Origin of the sequence: Vagococcus acidifermentans, assembly GCF_003987655.1 — a bacterium.
Taxonomy (GTDB): domain Bacteria; phylum Bacillota; class Bacilli; order Lactobacillales; family Vagococcaceae; genus Vagococcus_B; species Vagococcus_B acidifermentans.
The window spans coordinates 1-19,126 of sequence record NZ_NGKC01000014.1; the positions used below are offsets into that span (position 1 = coordinate 1).

14 protein-coding genes are annotated in these 19,126 nt (G+C 38.0%); 1 reads left to right on the forward strand and 13 read right to left on the reverse strand.

Annotated features, from left to right (window positions below):
* Positions 1-283: 283 nt before the first annotated feature.
* The 13 genes from CBF27_RS11135 to CBF27_RS11190 all read right to left on the reverse strand — a co-directional run bounded on the left by CBF27_RS11135 (position 284) and on the right by CBF27_RS11190 (position 17,789).
* Complete coding sequence (locus CBF27_RS11135) at positions 284-703, reverse strand: hypothetical protein (protein WP_245986055.1); 420 nt, start codon at positions 701-703, stop codon at positions 284-286.
* Between the two features lie 189 nt (positions 704-892).
* Positions 893-1,042 carry a hypothetical protein gene (locus CBF27_RS14190; RefSeq protein ID WP_170175098.1) on the reverse strand — a complete coding sequence of 50 codons (150 nt, stop codon included), beginning with the start codon at positions 1,040-1,042 and terminating at the stop codon, positions 893-895.
* Between the two features lie 470 nt (positions 1,043-1,512).
* Positions 1,513-2,451, reverse strand: coding sequence for a glycosyltransferase family 2 protein (locus CBF27_RS11140; protein WP_126814383.1), 939 nt, complete (start codon positions 2,449-2,451; stop codon positions 1,513-1,515).
* A gap of 143 nt (positions 2,452-2,594) precedes the next feature.
* Positions 2,595-3,908 (reverse strand): DUF3329 domain-containing protein, encoded by a 1,314-nt coding sequence (locus CBF27_RS11145; RefSeq protein ID WP_126814384.1) that lies wholly within the window; start codon positions 3,906-3,908, stop codon positions 2,595-2,597.
* A 15-nt stretch (positions 3,909-3,923) separates the two neighbouring features.
* Positions 3,924-6,413 (reverse strand): glycosyltransferase, encoded by a 2,490-nt coding sequence (locus CBF27_RS11150; RefSeq protein ID WP_126814385.1) that lies wholly within the window; start codon positions 6,411-6,413, stop codon positions 3,924-3,926.
* A gap of 472 nt (positions 6,414-6,885) precedes the next feature.
* A complete protein-coding gene (locus CBF27_RS11155) occupies positions 6,886-7,839 on the reverse strand; it encodes an NAD-dependent epimerase/dehydratase family protein (protein ID WP_126814386.1) in 954 nt (317 codons plus the stop codon).
* Between the two features lie 126 nt (positions 7,840-7,965).
* Positions 7,966-11,523 (reverse strand): CDP-glycerol glycerophosphotransferase family protein, encoded by a 3,558-nt coding sequence (locus CBF27_RS11160; RefSeq protein ID WP_126814387.1) that lies wholly within the window; start codon positions 11,521-11,523, stop codon positions 7,966-7,968.
* 33 nt (positions 11,524-11,556) lie between these two features.
* Entirely contained in the window at positions 11,557-12,726 is a 1,170-nt protein-coding gene (locus tag CBF27_RS11165) for a CDP-glycerol glycerophosphotransferase family protein (protein ID WP_126814388.1), read from the reverse strand.
* An 18-nt stretch (positions 12,727-12,744) separates the two neighbouring features.
* A complete protein-coding gene (locus tag CBF27_RS11170; RefSeq protein ID WP_126814389.1) occupies positions 12,745-13,563 on the reverse strand; it encodes an ABC transporter permease in 819 nt (272 codons plus the stop codon).
* A 5-nt stretch (positions 13,564-13,568) separates the two neighbouring features.
* A complete protein-coding gene (locus CBF27_RS11175; RefSeq protein ID WP_126814390.1) occupies positions 13,569-14,318 on the reverse strand; it encodes a WecB/TagA/CpsF family glycosyltransferase in 750 nt (249 codons plus the stop codon).
* A complete protein-coding gene (locus CBF27_RS11180) occupies positions 14,315-15,469 on the reverse strand; it encodes a CDP-glycerol glycerophosphotransferase family protein (RefSeq protein WP_126814391.1) in 1,155 nt (384 codons plus the stop codon). Before CBF27_RS11180 ends, CBF27_RS11175 begins: the two co-directional genes overlap by 4 nt.
* Positions 15,457-16,545 carry an ABC transporter ATP-binding protein gene (locus CBF27_RS11185; protein WP_126814392.1) on the reverse strand — a complete coding sequence of 363 codons (1,089 nt, stop codon included), beginning with the start codon at positions 16,543-16,545 and terminating at the stop codon, positions 15,457-15,459. The genes CBF27_RS11180 and CBF27_RS11185 overlap by 13 nt, the downstream gene beginning before the upstream one ends.
* A gap of 134 nt (positions 16,546-16,679) precedes the next feature.
* Positions 16,680-17,789: an LCP family protein gene (locus CBF27_RS11190; RefSeq protein ID WP_126814393.1), complete on the reverse strand. Its 1,110-nt coding sequence runs from the start codon at positions 17,787-17,789 to the stop codon at positions 16,680-16,682.
* A 184-nt stretch (positions 17,790-17,973) separates the two neighbouring features.
* Between CBF27_RS11190 and CBF27_RS11195 the strand changes: the two genes are divergently transcribed.
* Positions 17,974-19,101 carry a glycosyltransferase family 4 protein gene (locus tag CBF27_RS11195; protein ID WP_126814394.1) on the forward strand — a complete coding sequence of 376 codons (1,128 nt, stop codon included), beginning with the start codon at positions 17,974-17,976 and terminating at the stop codon, positions 19,099-19,101.
* Positions 19,102-19,126 lie beyond the last annotated feature (25 nt).

Below are 19,126 nucleotides of genomic sequence, written 5' to 3' on the forward strand. Positions count from 1 at the left end.
ATTGGAAGCGTATCTTCCGTGGTCAAAACAAAGTCAACAAACGTGTCGCTAAACCCTATAGAAAAGAGCGCCAGATAAGTTGGATGGTTTTCTATGAAAATCATACCTTATCTGACGCTATTTGTGCACCCGTGTGATTATTACCCGCTTACCAATGCTTACCTTGGGCAGAGGAAGTTCAACAACTTTGCCGGGCAACATATACTTTTGATAAACAGTAAATAGCCTGACTCTAGTATAAAGGTCAGGCTATTTGGTGTGTAGGCACTGTTTTACCGGGCGCTTACGTCCCGAAATCAAGTTGAGCTTCAGCAGGAGGATGTTCAAGACGTTCAAAACCTAAATCTTCATTAGCACTATCAACATGAGTGGCTTTCCAATCTTGAATAAACACACAGACCGTACGATACGAACCTTTAAAACCCAGTTCTTTTAATTCTTCAAAAAGGAAAAGTCTCGTTCGTCTCTTTTTTCTTGGAAGCTTGGCATCTTCTGTGAGCCAAAGGCTCACAATCTCTCCCCATTTTTCATCATACATCATCCCAGACTTCTTTTTTAGTTTGGGTTTGGGAACAACGGACTCATCGGCATAGCGTTTAGCAGTTCGCCAGTTGATTCCTAATTCTTTTCGAATATGGTTGATAGATTTATCGTGATTATTTCTCAAATTTTTGATAGTATTAATGTCAGCCATTAAAAGCATACCTTTCTTACCTCCAGTTACAGTGTCGAAACTATAACTTTAGAGGATTTTCAGGGTGTTTTCAATGGCCTTTTTTTGTTTCAGCCATTGGCAAAGTTGTGTACTTTTCCTTTGCAACTTTGTGTACTTTTATTCTGCCATAAACATTCAAGTACTTTTTCAAGCAATTCGATTATTGCCTCTGTTCCTTTACGCTGAGCTTGTGCTTTTCGTTTGCCAGAGTTTGATCGCTAATCCGTCTTTTTTGCGCTCGTCACTGGTCAATGTACGAAAATAGGCTGCCACTTTCTGACTGACGATCAATAAAAATTTTTGCCAGTTGATGCGGGCGTCATTCATCAGATTTCGGAAAGTCTTATCTGAAAAAGCAAGCTTGTCCCGATTCTGCAGGTAATCACGATACGCAAAGTGATGGAAAAAAATTACACTAATCAGACATCAAAACAGTATCTTGAAATAAAAAACTTTTACTTTTTAGAAGTTGGTTTTTCTGGCAACATTTGATAATTTAAACGTCGCATAAAAATGTTGAATAGTTGATGTCAAAGCCTCTGAATGTGTGTCATTTTGTGTAAAATGTTCATGGCATTATTGCTTCCTTTAACGATTAGATGTCTGTATCTAAATTGTATCAAGAATGTCGCATTTATGCTTTTCTGACGTCTAAAGTCCAGTTATATCAAGAAATTGAGGATAATTTTCAAGCTTCAAGTTTTAGATACTGAGAAGAAATACTCTATACCTCCCGTATCCTAAAATTAGGGTAGAAAACTCACCCCTAGTATGAGACTGATATTTTAATTAAGATACTACAATTTTGAGTTTTTCTTATTAATAAAATATGGAGGCTGTTTTTTTGTTTCAACAAAAATTTTACCGATGTATTCCCCTAAAATTCCTATTGAAATCAATTGGATGCCGCCCAAAATCAGAATAACAATCATTAAACTTGAATATCCTGGCACATCAGCTGTTTTGCCAGAAAGTGCGCGAACAAAAGTATAAATAAAATAGAAAAAAGCTGGTATCAGCATTAAAAATCCTGCGTAAATTGCTAGCTTCAAAGGTTTTACAGATGATGAAGTAATCCCATCTAATGCTAGCTTAAATAAATCCTTGAACGTCCATTTGGTTTCTCCACTAAAACGTTCATTAGCTATAAAATCAATTGAAACTTTTTTATAACCTATCAAATTGTATAACCCTTTAGTATAACGTTCTTTATCACGTATTGCAATTAGAGCATTAATACATTCTCGATCGAGTAGCCTAAAATCCCCAATGCCATTTTCTATCTTTGTTTGTGAAATAAATGATAATAATTTATAGTAAATTTGAGATAATTTAATTTTAAGCCAGGGTTCTTTTTTTCTAACAACTCTACGACCATATACATCTTGATAACCAAGTTCCCAGAGTTCCACCATTTTAGAAATAAGCTCTGGAGGATGCTGTAGATCAGAATCCATTATTACAGCCGCATCACCTGAACAATGATCTAAACCTGCCAACATCGCTATCTCCTTACCATAATTCTTGGATAAATCGATAACTTTAACACGTTCATCTCTTCTGCCTAATTCCTGCATTTTACTTAATGTATTATCTTTACTTCCATCATTAACAAAAACAATTTCATAAGTATAGCCAGACAAATCTTTCTGCCAAACCTTTGTTAATTCAGTATACAAAGCTTGAATATTATCTTCCTCCGAATACGCCGGAACACATATACTAATTTTTTTCATCATTCATATCTCCTATTCTTTCGCAATATAATAGCATTATGAATAACCTAAAATGAAGTACATTCTGGTTTCAAGTTTTCTTATATCCTCTATCCTTATCAGTCAATATACTCCCAATTAATATTAGTGTATATTTTCTTACATTATTCATCAAAAATCCCTGTTATACTTTTAAATCCCCAATACCTAGCTGTATAAGAATTCGGAGATTTGTTAGGATCAGATCGTAAATCCACTAATCCATGTAAAGCATTATGTGTATTCTTAGGGAAAATAACTTTAACAGAAATATCCTCTTTACCTTCATCATACATCCGCATAAAATAAGCAATTCTTTCATCCCACAAATTATAAGTTCTCTTGATATCTACAAAAGCATCAATAAAGCTGTGAGAAAAGAAAATGGTGCAGATGAGTATTGTGGTTAATAAAAATCTTTTTTGCATGACATGATTTTTAACCGCCAAATTACCAATACTCAAAACTGCAATAAGCATCAATGAATAGGCTCCAAATTTTGCTCTATCTGGAAAATAAGTAGGTAATGCCATAGCCATATACGACGCCAACGCTCCTGTAAAAAATATACATGGTTCTATTGTCATGTTTTTCAACAATTCACTTTTCAAATTTCCGTTTATAACTAAAACAAACAAAATACAAAATATTACAATAAAAATACCAAAATCTTCAATCAGTCCTCCAATCACGTACCATATTCTATTTATTAAAGGCGAAGAAGCAATCATGTCTGCTCTAACACGATTGGAAGGCGCTCCTATCATCAGTATAAACCCAATAACAGCTGATATAATCCCAATTATAGACCAAGTAGGTATCTTTATTCCTCGACACTTCCAAATACACAAGAATAAAATTAACATGAGAATTAAAGCACCTGAAGTATTTTCATTAGTCCAACCTCCTAAAAAAGTTAAAACAGGTGTGATAAATGCAACCCATTTTTTTGATGTTCCTTTATAAAGTCGATAAGGGAGCATACTAGTTAAAATTATACATGCTCCCCACAAATAATTTGTAGATCCATCTAACCACAGCATTGTTTGTCCAAATGCTGGTATAAGAAACCATATTAAAAAACTAACCACCATGAATAGATAAGGACTGTATTTTAGTCTTCCCTGTATATGCCACAATAACAAGAAAACATATATAACTAAAACAAATGTATTAACAACATTAAACACGTCTTTCCCTAACAAAATAAACAATTGCGCCATAAAATGAACTACAATTCGACCATTTTGTATAAAGTAATGATTATATTGAGAAATAAAAATATCCGAAATACTCCGAACTCTCTCTTCGGTTCCAAAAATAAACGCATAGTTAAAATCATCCACTAAAAGCGGAGTATAATGGTTTAGTAAATAAAAAAAACATATAACAACAATAATTGGTAAAATTTTTGTAAGCTTTTTCCTAGTTAAATTCATTTTTCTATCAACTCACTAATTTTTATTTTCAATATATTTATACAAAGTTTTTAAAGCTTCTTCATTGTACTTAACAACATCAAAATCTTTATTGAAGATAATCTCATGATTTAAATATTTTCCCATTCCAACACAAAGCCCTTCAACTGAGTTCTCAACAATATAGCCATAAGAGTTCCCTAAAACTGACCTGTTACCTGGTATATCTGTCGCAATGATATCTTTTCCTAAAGCTAGGCTTTCCAACAAAGTCATAGGTTGACCTTCATGGTTAGAAGAAAACACAAAACAATCGCACCTATCTAAAAGTTCAAATACACTGTCCGTTTGACCGACGAAAGTAACATGTCTCTCTAAGGATAACATGTTTGTAATATTTTTAAGTTTATTCTCCAAAACTCCGGATCCTACAATATAAAGATGCATTTTTTTCTTAGGAAACTTGTTTACAAGTTTTGCAAATGCCATCAATAATTTTTCTTGATCTTTCTCCGGTGATAATCTACCTATATTAATAAAATTGATTTCGTCTTCTTTAATAGGTTTGACAGCCTTTATTTGGAGCATTCCACCGTTAACTGTATCCTCTAAAGCCATCAACTCATTCTCATTGACTTTTATATTGTGTAACTTTGGATTTTTTCTGTGTTCAAACAGTTTATCAACATTCATAGCATTTGGTATATATACAAATTTATCCTTAGAAGTAATATGACTAAAGTTATTTTTGTTTATCTTTAACGTATTTTCACCTACTGAAGCAATGTAATTAAAATATTTATACAGTATAAACACTTTAGTTAGATTAAGTTCATGATTTTTCTTTCCGTTCACTACTTTTTTAGTTTCACTTAACATGTCACTATGTTGATATATTATTTTTTTAGGGACCGTCACCATAGAAAGTAAGAAACTCCAAAAAGGTACATAACCAGAAAAATCTATCACAACGTCTATAGTAACATCCCCAATAAGTCGCTTTAGTTCTCTGTCAAATAGAGTTTGATAAATAGAGAGTTTACTATCTTCAACTTCCTTTTTTCTAAAAAATCTATTATAGTAAATCCATTCTTTGTATGTGTGCTGTATATAGCCACTTCTGTACATTACAACTGTATTTTTATTTAATTTCCTGATATTGTCTTGAAATTCTTCACTGTTTTTCTTTGCATCAATAATAATCAAATTATATTTTTGATAATCAATACTATGTGACAAGTTTATTAATGATGCAGTAATCCCATTGTTAAGCATTCCACCGCCATACACAAGGATGTTTTTCCTTGTAGTATCTTTTATTCTAACTTTTTCTTCTAAAAATATTTTATTCACACAGTACTCAGTAACTCTCCCGTTCTCATGTGAACTAAATTTTTCTTTAAACTTTTTGTAAACACTAAGGTGTTTTTCGTTTAAATACTCTTTTGATTTAATACCATTAATAACTTCTTTAGCCGTTCTGTAAACTGGTCCAGGCAAATTATCTAAATCAAGATACACTCCTCGTTCTTCAATATACTGTTCTTTATCGTACATGTAATATATAACCGGACGATCTGTTACTAAAAAATCAAAGAAAATACTACTGTAGTCTGTGATTAAAATATCCACAAAATATAATAATTCATTAGTATCAATCCAGTTTGGAATTAATTGGACTGGCAAATCAGCATTTTTCAATTGCTCGTATATTAAAGTATGTGCTTTTACTATCAACGTCTGACTAGATTTTAAACCTTGAGAAATCTCAGCGATTTTAGGAACTATGTCGCTTAATATTTCTTGAACTTCACCGACCTCTCCTCGCCAAGTCGGTGCATACAGAACAATTTCTTTATCTAAGTCTATATGTAAATAATCTGTTAAAAAACCTTCTGTACGGATGCTCTTTTGCAAAGTGCTATCAATTCTTGGATATCCTTTTTCAATGACTTGCCCTTCAAAAATTTTTTCCATATCATGTGACGCAAGTAGCTTTTCAGTTGAAAACTCATTTGGAGATATGATATAGTTTGCTTTTAAAAAATTTCTTTGAAGGTTAGCATGTTGAAACACTTTCCCCCCCATATCCTTTCCCAACGTTTTCAAAGGTGTACCATGCCATGTATTAATATAAATTTGTTCATCTTTCTTAATAAAATATTCTGGGAAACTAACACTATTAATCAAATATTTACTAGAAGATAGGTACTTAAAATATTCCTTAGTGTGTGTGTTAATAAATTTAACATTTTTATAGTGTTTGTAAAATTCATAATTTTGATTATTTTCCCGATCATTCAAAACCCAAATATGCTTGTACTCACTAAATTCTGGTTTTTCCATCAAATATTTAAAAAAAGCATACGGAGAATCATTCATTCCCTTGCCATGCATTGATTCATATAATATAGTTTTTTCATCTATATTATTTTTCTTAAATTGTTTCATATAGTTTACGCTATTTGCAAAATAAGTTTTTCCCATATTTCTAACATATGTCTTACCTACTCCAGCTAAATCCACTACTTATTCACTCCCATGTTAAATTTTAATAATTCGCATTAATATTCTTCTCACTACATAACCGCTTAACAAGTATTTAATTAAATATTTGATCATATATTTTTGGACAACTGGCTTTCCTATAGTAATTTTACACTAAATTTTTTTCACACTTTTGATTTCATTTTTAAGTGTCGCAAAGACTTGAATACATAGTCGGATAAAATAGTTTTTTGAAAAAACAGAAAACACCGTTCTTCTCATTTTAACATTTAAAAACAGTATCACAATGAATAAAGTATTTCTTATTTTTTATTTTCCCTATATAAGACAATGTGTTTTATAAAAAAATTGTTAGTCGCAAATTAGACAACAACATCCTCGGACATGATTGCTTTAAACAAATCACTTTGACTAAAACTTTCATGCACATCCTTTTTAGCAACTTTAACAAAGATATTATTCATCGTATTTATAACATTATTACAAAAAGTTAGATTATTTTTTTTATTTCTAAATATTCTTTCAGCCCAGTCTCTATTGAAAATAAAGGGGTATAATCTAACGATTTTAGTTTTGTAATATCTGCAAAAGAATTTTTAATATCTCCTTCTCTTTCTATCTCGTATTCAATTGGAATAGAATACGATGTAAGCTTTTCAAAAGTCTTAAGCAACTCATTAATAGAAATGAATTTTCCTGTTCCGACATTAAATACTTTACCCTTCGCATTATTGTGTTCCATTATTAATACCAGCGCTGCAATAACATCAGCAATGTAGACAAAATCCCTAGATTGTTCTCCATCACCAAATACCTTAAACTTAGCTTCTTTTCCTGATTTTTTCTTAGCAAATTGATTGGTTATAATCGATATGACACCAGAGTATGGAGAATTAGGGTTTTGATTTGGACCATATACGTTGAAAAATCTAACTGCCGATGTTGGAATATTGTATAAATTATTATACGCAAGAACATATCTTTCAGCTGCAAACTTATCTATTGCATAAGGGGTTAGTGGACGGATAACTGACTCTTCATTTTTTGGAAGGGTCGGCTCATCTCCGTACACTGCCGCAGATGAAGCAAAGATTAATCTTTTTAATTTAGGATTAAACTTTCTAACTAATTCCAATAAATTCAAAACACTCTCAAAATTGACCTGATGAGTTTCTATTGGCCGTTCAACCGAATCAGCAACACTCGCTATAGCCGCCAAATGAAATATATACTCAAATTCTACGTCCTTTATAACTCGCTGCATTAATATTTTATCCGTAACAGAACCATTAATAAAAGTTACATTATCGTTTATATCAATATTTTCTAATTTGCCCATTGATAAATCATCAATAATAGTTATATGATTGTCTATTGACAGATGATTACATAAACTAGAACCAATAAACCCAGCTCCACCTGTAATTAAAATATTCATATTCATTCCTCACTTATATAATATACTTAGGCTATATTCTTGAAAGGCACAGCTACCCTATTACATCGCATAATCAAAATTACAAAAAACAAATATTTCTAACGATGCAACTCATACAGTTGTTCCCATGCGTTATTTTAACACTACATTATAAAACTGTTTCATAGCTTTTTGATTGTAATTTTGTGCATCAAAGGTTATAAATGTCAGAGTTCTCACAGCTACCTGAACCATAGCATTCAAGACCCCATCCAAATCATTTGTTTCAGTCAACAACCCAAACTTGCCATCCTCCAGCAGATGACGACAAGCTGGAATATCTGTCGAAATAATTTTAAGACCTAAAGTCATCGACTCCAGCAATGCCATCGGTTGTCCCTCATATTGAGAGGTCAGTACGAAAACGTCACATTTTTTCATAAAACTAAACGGATTATCGATCTGCCCCAACAAATGAACCCTATCAGATACGCCTGATGAAGCTATCTGTTTAACCAGCGCTTCCTTCTCCGGTCCGCTTCCAATAATATAAAGCTGTCCGATTCTATGTGCAGCATAAAACGCCGCAAATGCCTCTACAAGTAGCCCTTGATTTTTTTCCGGAGACAAGCGGCCCATCGTTACAAATTTAATTTCTTCTGTCGTTGGAAATGGGATATATTCTTTCTCCTTATTAAACACCCCCCTCTCAGTGCTCGGTCTGACAGAACTGCTGGACACCCAGACACTGCTGCCGTCAACGTCTATCTGAATAAATTCACGGTTGAGTGTTGTGACTATTTTTGAATAAACTTGCACATCCTGTGATATCGTTATGGTTATGAAGTTGTTATCCAAAATATCTGAGAACTCCTTGAAGACTTTTACCTGTGGATACACTGCTTGGACAACATATGAGCACTGCTCTTGCAGAAAAATACTTTCTTTAACCACTTCGTCTATCACTTTAACATATTTTGCATCTATCAAAAAATCTTGATTAAGAGCATCACGGAGTTTATAAATTTTCTGACCGCAGCTTTCCTGATAAATCTCAGCTAGAAAAATACTGCTGTCTCTATCTGGAACGGATGCTCCCGCATGAGTTGCTGATGCTAATCTAAACGCCTCTTTTTTTTCCACCGTCACAAACTTATTGACTTTTTTTATCAGTGTAGTTCTTTTTGACAGATTTTCATAGACACTTCTTTTTTGGAGTTTACTGGAAATTACTGCTAAACGACGCAGACATTTAACAGAAAAGGGAACGTCACCGGCAGTTGAAGACACGTTCAACCGTTGTGACGGACGAAACTCATTTAACGGCAGCCACCCCAACTCAATGCCGTCCACTACAATCAAGACACTTGTGTCACTTGTCGTTGTAACAATTTGTTTGATTTCAACATAAATATTTCTTAGATCAGCGGCTGATGATTTAAGATATGTGCCAGGCAAACTCAGCGGCTGTGAATACAAAAAACTTTCTTTCGTTGTGGCGATTTTTCCAAATAAAGATACTGTCTCTTTCTTTATCACTTCATCAGGCAACTCTTTGACTGCTTTAGAGTCTATCCAGCCAATATATTGATCGGATTGACTAATTTTATAATAGACGCACTCTTCTATCGTTACCTTTCCTACACCTAAAACTTCCTTTGATTTATCTAAAGAAAGCTTCATCTGACGGGCAGAACTGTCATCTGGACGCTTATTCCAAACAGTCACGTCATCTGCAAGCAGCAAGCCTCTAAATTGACTAGCTGAGCTTTCCACAGTCTTTTCCCGGTTGCTTACAGCTGCAGTTTCTGTTCCCACAATCCGTTCTATATCCACAGTGTTAGGAGAAAAATCAAATTTCTCCTGCGGGAGATAATGCGCTAATTTCGAGCTATTCACTTCCATCGTTGATTTGGAAACAGAGATAACTTTATCAAACAAGTGATACACGCTGAATAGTCCTGTTAAATTCATTTTGTGGATTTTTTTCCCATTGACAACACGTTGCGCATCAGCAGACATATCACTGTGCATATAGCAGAATCTTCTGTCTGCAGCAGCTCCAAGAATGATTTTTGCCCAATGCAGACTATAACCGCTAAAATCAATCGCGGCATCAAAATCATTGTTGCCAAGAAGACGTCGGGCTTCTCTTTGATAGATGTTCGCAGGAAATAAATGTTCATTCCATTTTTTCATGCCAAACATATGAAAATACAAATCCCTGTACGCTTCCGACATTGTAAAGTCGGGCTGCCCAAATCTAAACAGCATATGAACACTTTGAGGCAGTTTTTTTATATTTTCAATTTGCTCTTTCGAACGCGCTGAATCCATCAAACAAATTATTTCATATTTGTCTTTGTCAATATTTTTAACAAGATTAATAAAACTGCTTGTAATACCATTGTTGCGCATGCCGCCGGGATAAAACAGAAGCCGTTTCTTCTCACTACGATTTTTGACAACTGTTATTTCATGCTGCTGCTCTTTATCAAATATATAACTTATGTAACGTTCTGTCGTTCTCCCGTCATCATAAGGTACGAACCGCTGCTTGAAGCGCTCATACTTCTCTTGTGTTTCTTTTCCAACTGTATCCAAATGAGTCAGATAATCTGACAGCTCTTTCACGGTAAATGCCACCGGACCCGGAAGTTCTTCATACTCAAAGTACTTGCCTCGTTCTTCCGAATACAAATCATCATCCCAGCAATAAAAAATGATAGGTTTGTCAGTAACTAAAAAATCAAAGAAGATACTTGAATAATCTGTAATCAGCACATCTACAATGCCCAACAGCTTATTCGTATCAATCACGTCAGGTATTAAATAAGGCACTAATGGCTCGTAACGTTTCGCCTGTTTATATAAAAACGGATGAACTTTTACTAATATCGAATATGTATCGCCATGCACTTTTTTTAAATAGGACATCTCAGCGTGAATTTGTGCCAAATCATTTCTGGCACTGCTTAGATTTGTGCCTTTCCAAGTTGGCGTATACAGTAGTATTTTTTTGGCCGTATCCAGCCTTAGGTCAAACATTTTTAATTGCTGAAGCAATGCTTCTTTCGAGCACTTGAATGTCTGGTCTATCCGCGGGTAACCCCCTTCTAAAACCTCTCCCTGATACATTCCACGTAAACGGTAACTGTCAAGAAACATATTCGTTGTATGTTCATTTGGACTTATCAAGTATTTGGTACTGCAAAAATTGCGGACCACATTTTGCGCACCGGATGGACTGCCTGGAATATCGAAGCCCATTGTTTTTAAAGGCGTGCCATGCCAAGTGTTAATATATATCTGTTCTTTTTTTGCAATAAAGAAAGGTTGAAAGGTTGCATTATTAATCAAATACTCAGCAGAAGCCAACCATTTCAAATACTCTTTCGAATTTCGCTCCACGAATATCACGTTGTCATGATGACGATATGGGGCAATGATTTTTTCCAGTTCTGGACTTTTGACGATACTCCATATATGCGTGTATTTTTTTTCAGAGTCAGTCTCAAGCAAATACTCAAAAATCGCCAGCGGTGAATCGGTCAATGATTGACCATCCCGGCTTTCATATAAAATCGTATGTTTTTCAACAGAGCATTTTTTATAGCACGTTGTATACTGCTGTATAAGTTTACCATTTGTCGTCAGCAATGGCCGATATGCTGGTGCAAATAATCTATTTAAACTGTTTAAAATACCCATATTCAATATCCCTTCTTCATCTCGTCTTGACACCTAAAGCTTGGTTTCGATTATTTGTCCAATCAATTGAGTGGTCCTCTCTATCATTTCAAAACAAAACTTATGCTTGAATTCACGATAGTTTGGCAGTAAAAGCTGGTTTTTATCCGTTAAGAATAGATTGATCAGCTGCTCTAATTCAGTATTCGTTTCAATAATAACCCCCGGCAGTTCCTGATCAATATCAAAATAAAACCCGCGTAACTCCTGTTCATATTTCTGCCGGTCGGGTAAGTAGAAAATCATAGGACGTTCAGTCAGGGCAAAATCAAACATCGCGGATGAATAATCAGTTATCAGCAAATCGGATATCAACAATAAGTCGCTCATATCAATGCCACGTGACATATCCATGATACAATCGCCGTATTGTTTAAAATCAATTTCAGATGCAACAAGGTAGTGCATTCTTACTAACAAAACTATCTTATTGCCAAATAATTCCGCAAACCGTTTAAAATCCAAATTATGTGAAAAACTGTACTGACCAGCTTTTTGCGCGTCGGTTTCGCGCCATGTCGGAGCATACAAAATCACTTGTTTGTCAAGAGGTACATGTAGTTTTTGTTTTATTCCTTGTATAAAATCATCATCGGATTTGTACTTCAACAGCTGGTCATTTCTTGGGTAACCTGTTTCCAGTATATCACCCGCATAATCAAATGCTCTCCTAAAAATGTCGGTACTGTATGTATTTGGGGAAACAAGGACATCCCAACGTGAAGACTCGTCGGATATTTCTTGATAATAACCTTCTCGTGTGTATCCCGGAATATGAACATCTTCAATATCCCGTCCAATTTTTTTTAACGGTGTCCCATGCCAAGTCTGGATGTAGGTTATTCCTTCAGGTTTATACAGCCAAATCGGTGTTCTAGTATTAATCACCCATGCAGTCGCCCGTGGCATGGTTAAAAACCAGCGCAGCGAGAATCTTCGCACAAAATCGACTTGCTCTTCTTCAAAGGCAGCTTCATATCCCTTAGTCACTCCCCATATAAGGCGATAGGATGGGAAATGTTGCTTCATGTAGACGTAAACAGCTTTCGGATTATCACTATACTGCTTACCATGAAAACTCTCAAAATAAACTAACTGTTTATCTTGAGAGTGTCCGAAAAGTTTAAATAACAAGTAAACGATTGATTGTACTAGTTTTTTCATGGTTTCTTCCTCATTGTTTTAAATAAAATCGACAAACCTTGCACGGAACTTCATGTGTACATGCGAACCAATACAAAGCAATAAAAACACTAGTAACCAGAAAAACGCGGTTTGCGTACCTTTCTGCCAAAACCACTGTTTGGAAAGGAATGAATCCCTAAAACCAGTGATAATATAGTAAATAGGATTCAACTCTAGAATTCTAGCGGCCCAAGCAAACCGGTCGCCTTTTACAAAATTGTTGACATCCATGATAGAACCGGATAAATAAAACAGCAGGCGGAGAACAGACTGCAACATGATATGATAATCCCTCACCAATATTGTGATGGTCGAATTCAAAATGCCAAAAGCAAACAAAAAGGCTATCATACAGAAAAAATAATAAAAATATTGTAGCCAATATATGGTTGGCATCACACCAAACCCGAGCATTGCCACAAGCAGAACGAGCATCATCCACCGATAGCTGACAAAGTTACTGGCCATATTCACAGTTGGCAGGATACTGACAGGAAATTTCATCTTTGATACCATGCCGACTTGCTTGTAAATACTGTTAGAACCGCCCAGTATTGAACTGTTGATGAAAAACCAGGCGATGATGCCAATCAGCATCCAAATAATAAACGGCACGCCGTCAACTTCCTGACCTCGTCTCACACCAATACCAAACACCAAATAATATATCCCGATCTGAATCGCAGGGTTTAGAAACTGCCAGATAAGACCAAGATAGTGACTTTGATAGGTTGCTTTTTCTTCGTATTTGGAAATTCTGGTAATGATCCCAAAATTTTTAAACTGTTCGAGTAAAATTGTTTTTACATCATTCACGTTCGCTACTCTCCCTTTGCTTTCTTTCCCTGACGCCGATGCCAGGACACAGCCTTGATCACAAACCAAGGCAATTGGATGATCCGGTAAAGTCGTTTGGGATTGCTCAATGAGCGGTACAGCCACTCCAGATTGTGGCGGATATAAAAATCCGGTGCCCGCTTGACCATGCCGCTCAGCACATCGAAACTGCCGCCCACTGTCTGATAAATGCAGCAGTCAAGCTGCTGATAATGCTGCGCCAGCCACAGCTCCTGTTTGGGCGAACCAAGCGCAACGAACAGCATGTGCGCCCCGCTCCGGTTAATTTGCGCAATCAGCGCCTCATCAGACACAGCCGTATACCCGTCTTGAGTACCGGCAATTCTCAGCCGCGGATATCGTTTTGAGATGTTGACAGCAGCTTTTTCTACCACCTCAGGTTTGGCGCCGTATAAAAAGATAGCCAGTCCGCTTTGGTTGGCATACTCAAGCAATGCCGTCATCACGTCAATTCCAGCCACACGCTCATGAATATCACCGTCAGTCAGCTTGGATACTTTGACGAGGCCGATGCCATCAGGAAAACGGTGCGTCGATGTTTTAATGTATTCTTTCACTTGCGTATCTTTATCTGCCATCAAAACAATTTGCGGATTGACGCTGGTCAAAAGCATTTTATCGTTATTTTCCAAATAGACCGGCACATCTGATAAAATATCAGTCAATGATATCCGGTCAACCGGTACGTCCAGAATGTATTCTACTTTCTTCATATCATACCATCCATTAATTGATGCACATAGGTGACAAAGCGTGCCGTAGCTGCTCCGTCATTGTATGTATTCCACAGCCGGTTGAACTGTTCTTGATTCGTCGGTACGTGGGTTTTAACGGCTGCAATCAGCTCCTCAGTCGTTGCCACTACCGGCCCGTTCAACAGTTCAGTCAAATGCGGCTGGAGTCCCGTCTTTTCTTCATATTGTTCTCTATCATACCAAAAATATATCACAGACGCACGTTGTTTCAACAATGTGTAGTCAAAGACAACGGACGAATAATCCGTAATAAGCAAATCAGCCGTCTCCAACAGCTGTGCTGTCGGCTGCAGGTGGCCGTCCCACGACACAAACGGCGTGTGCGGCACTTTGTCTGCCAGCTTCTGCACGTGCGGATGCAGTCTGACGATCAGCCGGTAGCTATCTCCCAGTTCTTTCGCCATTTTTGGGATATCAAGAAGCGGCAGCTCAGTCTGGCCTTCCCGGTATGTCGGTGTATAAACAATAACTTTTTTGTGGTCGGCAGTTTGGTCTTGCTGCTCTGTCTGCGCCTTGCGCAACTGTACAAACTGGTCTGTTCGCGGCAGCCCGAAATAGAGCATCTGTTCTTCGCGAGCGCCGTAGCTGCGTTGAAAGACGTCAGCCATTTGTTTGGAGGCAACGACATAATAATCAAATGATTGGTAAACAGACGTGAAACGTGCCAAGTCTTTTTTAGTCCGGTGTTTCAGCTGTCTATCCTCATAGCCGAATGTTTTGATAGCGCCTGTTGCATGCCAAATCTGCACAAATACCGCATCAGAATGTTTTTGCAAATACCCCAGAAACGGAAAGTAATTATCGCAAATGACCACACGGCTGCGCGTCATCAGCGGCACGCACTGCCAGAAAAAAACGAACGGATTGTCCAGAGGCAGTATACTGACCTGCTGTTTGGCCAAAGCCTCAGCTTCTTGCCGGCAATCAGACGTGTACATCACTGTTACCGGATAATCGCGGTGCAGTGCTTCAATCAGTCCTTGATTATTTGAAGGAAAGCTCATCAAATAAACAATCTCTTTTGATAACTTGTCACGGACGGCTCGCCTCGAAACAAACCGGACCAGTTGGCTGTAACAGGCTTTTGCCGCTTGTTTCAGCCATTCCATAAAGTATACCTGTCGGCTGCGCTGTCCAAGGAAGATGCGCGCTCAGCGGATGGCATCACATGCTCGCTGGAAAACAAACGGGCCGGATTCTGAATGATGGATTTAAACGATTTGTTGGTGACGTGCAGCGTACCGAAAAACATCAGCAGAATAGTCGCCGCGACTACCATCATTTTGGTCAGGCCGGACATTTTACCGATTGACGGCCCTTGCAGCACACTCTCGTCAAATCCTTGCGCCAGTGCTTTGGCACGCAAATCTTCTTCAGAAAATTCCCGCTGCTGCCGTTTGTATTCATCCTGATATTCCTGCTTTTCTTTGGCCGAGAGCTTGCGGAACCATTGAATAAATTCCTGATAGTGGGCGACTACTTCTTCCATTTCGCCAAACTCCCGCATTTCCCCGTAATGCATCCAGATAACTTTGTCACAAACCGTTTTGATTTGCGGCAGCGAATGTGAAACAAAGAAAATCGTCTTGCCCTGTTCCTTAAATTCCAGAATACGGTCCACACACTTCTGATAAAACGTGTCGTCCCCCACTGACAGCGCCTCGTCAATAATCAAGACATCGGGATTATGATGGACTGCAATGGCAAATCCGAGACGGGAACGCATCCCACTGGAATAATTTTTTACAGGCTGGTCAATGAAATCACCCAAGTCGGCAAAACTGATAATGTCGTCCATCAAGTCATCGATTTGTTCATTGGTGAAGCCGCTCATCAAACATTTCAAACGGATGTTTTCAATTCCTGTCAGCTGTGGTTTCAGCCCTGCACCGATGGCGATAATCGACGTTTCGCCGTTAATCATCATGTCGCCGGTCGTCTGCGGAATGATACCGGCCAAAATGTTGGAGATGGTTGATTTGCCCGAACCGTTGATGCCGATCAGGCCGATCGCTTCGCCGGATTTCACTTCGACTGAAATCCCTTTAACACCCCAGAAATGCGGAATGTTTTTTTGAGAAAAACGAAACAGTGCTTTGATTTTGTCAGATTTACGCTTATACAAATCGTACTCTTTTGTGATTAAAGAGAGCCTTACTTTAATATCTTGTCTGTTTTGATTCAAACCTGTTCACCTGTCTTTTCTTAATAGAAACCTCATAGAGATTTTACACTATCAGCAACAATTTATCAAAATTTCTTATTATTGTTTAAGGTTTTTTATGAAATGAAGAGACCAAAAATTGCTTCTTGGTCTCTTCAATAATTTTCAATTACCATGCCGTCTTGAGGGTAAGTTTTCGGCGACACTAACCCGTTTGAAACAAATTCATAGCCCGGTTCATCCCGTTCGTCTTTTTCGTCCAGTCCCAAAGACACCCGGAATTTATGGGAAATATACGCTAAGCTGTCTTCGTGGAGGCCGACCATACTGACTGTTTCGCCGTAACCGTAGTAGTCAAAACTCATCCAAGAAAACATGTAAGAATCAAACGTGTAGCTTTTAGTCAAGGCAGAGGAGGCTAAACTCAGAATGTCGCCCATCGGCATATCTGTTTCGATATGGCCGTCCAGCGCCTGCAGGATACTTTTGTATTTCGAAATCGTCCCTATCTGCATCGCTTTTTTGGCCACTGCCTGAACGACCTGCTGCTGTCTGCCGCCGCGTTCGATGTCATTGTCTATTTTTCGTGTTCTGGCGAAAGCCAGTGCTTCTTCGCCGTCAAGCGTCTGTTTGCCCTTTTTCAAATTAACCGTCACTTTGTCTTGGGCATTCATCTCTTTTAAGTCAAACGGCACATCGATTTCAATGCCGTCCAGTGCATCGACTATATTTTCAAACGCCTGAAAATCCAGTGTGAGGTAATAATTAATCGGAACAGCCAGCAGCTCCTCTACCGCTTGGATCGACGCATCCACCCCGCCATAGGCATAGGCCGCATTGATTTTGTCGTAACCCATAAATGCTTCGGTTTCAATATACGTGTACGTATCTCGCGGAATACTCGTCATGCTGATGACCGCATCATCCGGGTTGACACTCAGAAGCAGCATCGAATCCGTCCGGGTCGTCTCCAGCCCGCGTTCTTCATTATTATCCACACCAAGAACCAGAACGGAAATCGGTTCTTTCATGACATCGATTTGTTCATTTTCATAACTGTTGGCTCGCGGTTTGTACGACGCATTCAACAAATTATTCGTGTCAATCAGCATCTTGGCCCCGTAAAATACCCCGCCAAGCAGAACAACCAGGACCAAGCTCAGCATAATCTTCCCCAGCGTCAGCAGAATGCCTTTCGGTTTTTTCTTTTTATTGGCTCTCAGCTGCGCTCTTGTGATAAACTCTTGCGGATTAGTATCATTCACTCTCTTTACTCCTATCCAACGTTATACCTCAATATTATAGCATAGGCGCCACTTTAAAAGTTATGAAATCGGAAATTTTCAAAAAAACTAAAGATTTATGAGTTAAATTATTCAATGTCTTGATTGGAATCACTGTAAATGTCATGTATAATGGATTCTGATATATGAAAGTAGGGTTTTAACTATGAGCTTTATAACACAAGTTGCCATCCGCTTGATACTGACAGTGATCATGGCGTTTTTTCTCACACCGCTGATAAGAAAACTGGCGTTTGCCATCAATGCGGTAGACTACCCTAATAACAGACGAATCAACACTGAGCCCATGCCGACAGCTGGCGGCTTGGTCATTTTTGTGACGTTTTGTTTTTCCTCGCTGATTATTTTTAAAGATATCATTCCTTTCAGTTATGCAATGAAAATCATTGTCCCGACAGCGATTATCGTCGTAACCGGACTGATTGATGATATCAGCGAGCTGTCTCCTAAAGGCAAGCTGTTCGGTATAATACTTGCGTCCCTTTATGTTTACTTCATTGCAGACATTTCCATGACCTCCATCACCTTGCCTTATTTCGGGCTGGTTCCGTTGGGCTGGTTAAGTTTTCCAGTCACATTGTTATGGATTGCCGCACTAACAAATGCCATCAACTTGATTGACGGACTCGACGGTCTGGCATCAGGCGTGTCCATCATCGCCCTTGCAACTATCGGGATTGTCGGTTATGTGGCAGCCACTGCCGGCAGAGTGAACATTCAGGTCCCGCTGGAAATTTTTGTGCTGCTTGCCAGCACGGTCGGCTTTTTCCCGTTTAATTTTTATCCGGCAAAACAATTTCTCGGCGATACCGGGGCATTGATGCTGGGCTTTATGATTGCCATTTTTTCACTGCAAGGATTGAAAAATGCCACATTCATCTCGTTGATTACACCGCTGATTATTTTAGGGGTACCCATCACAGATACCGTGTTTGCGATTATCCGCCGTCTTCTCAACAAGCGGCCGATTTCCTCTGCAGACAAAATGCACCTGCACCACCGGCTGCTGTCGTTAGGGTTCACCCACCGCGGAGCCGTATTGATGATTTATGCGCTGGCAATTATTTTTTCAATAATTTCACTGCTCTACATCGTCACTGGCACATGGGCAACCATCCTGTTGACGATTGCCTGTCTCTTCGGTGTGGAATTACTGATAGAAACCATCGGGCTGGCAGGAAACGGCAAGCAGCCGCTGCTGGATATGTTCAAGTTTATCGGCAACCGTGCTTACCGCAACAAAAAAATGAACAAGAAAAAAAACACCGACTGATTGTAGTTATGCAAGACGAAAGTTC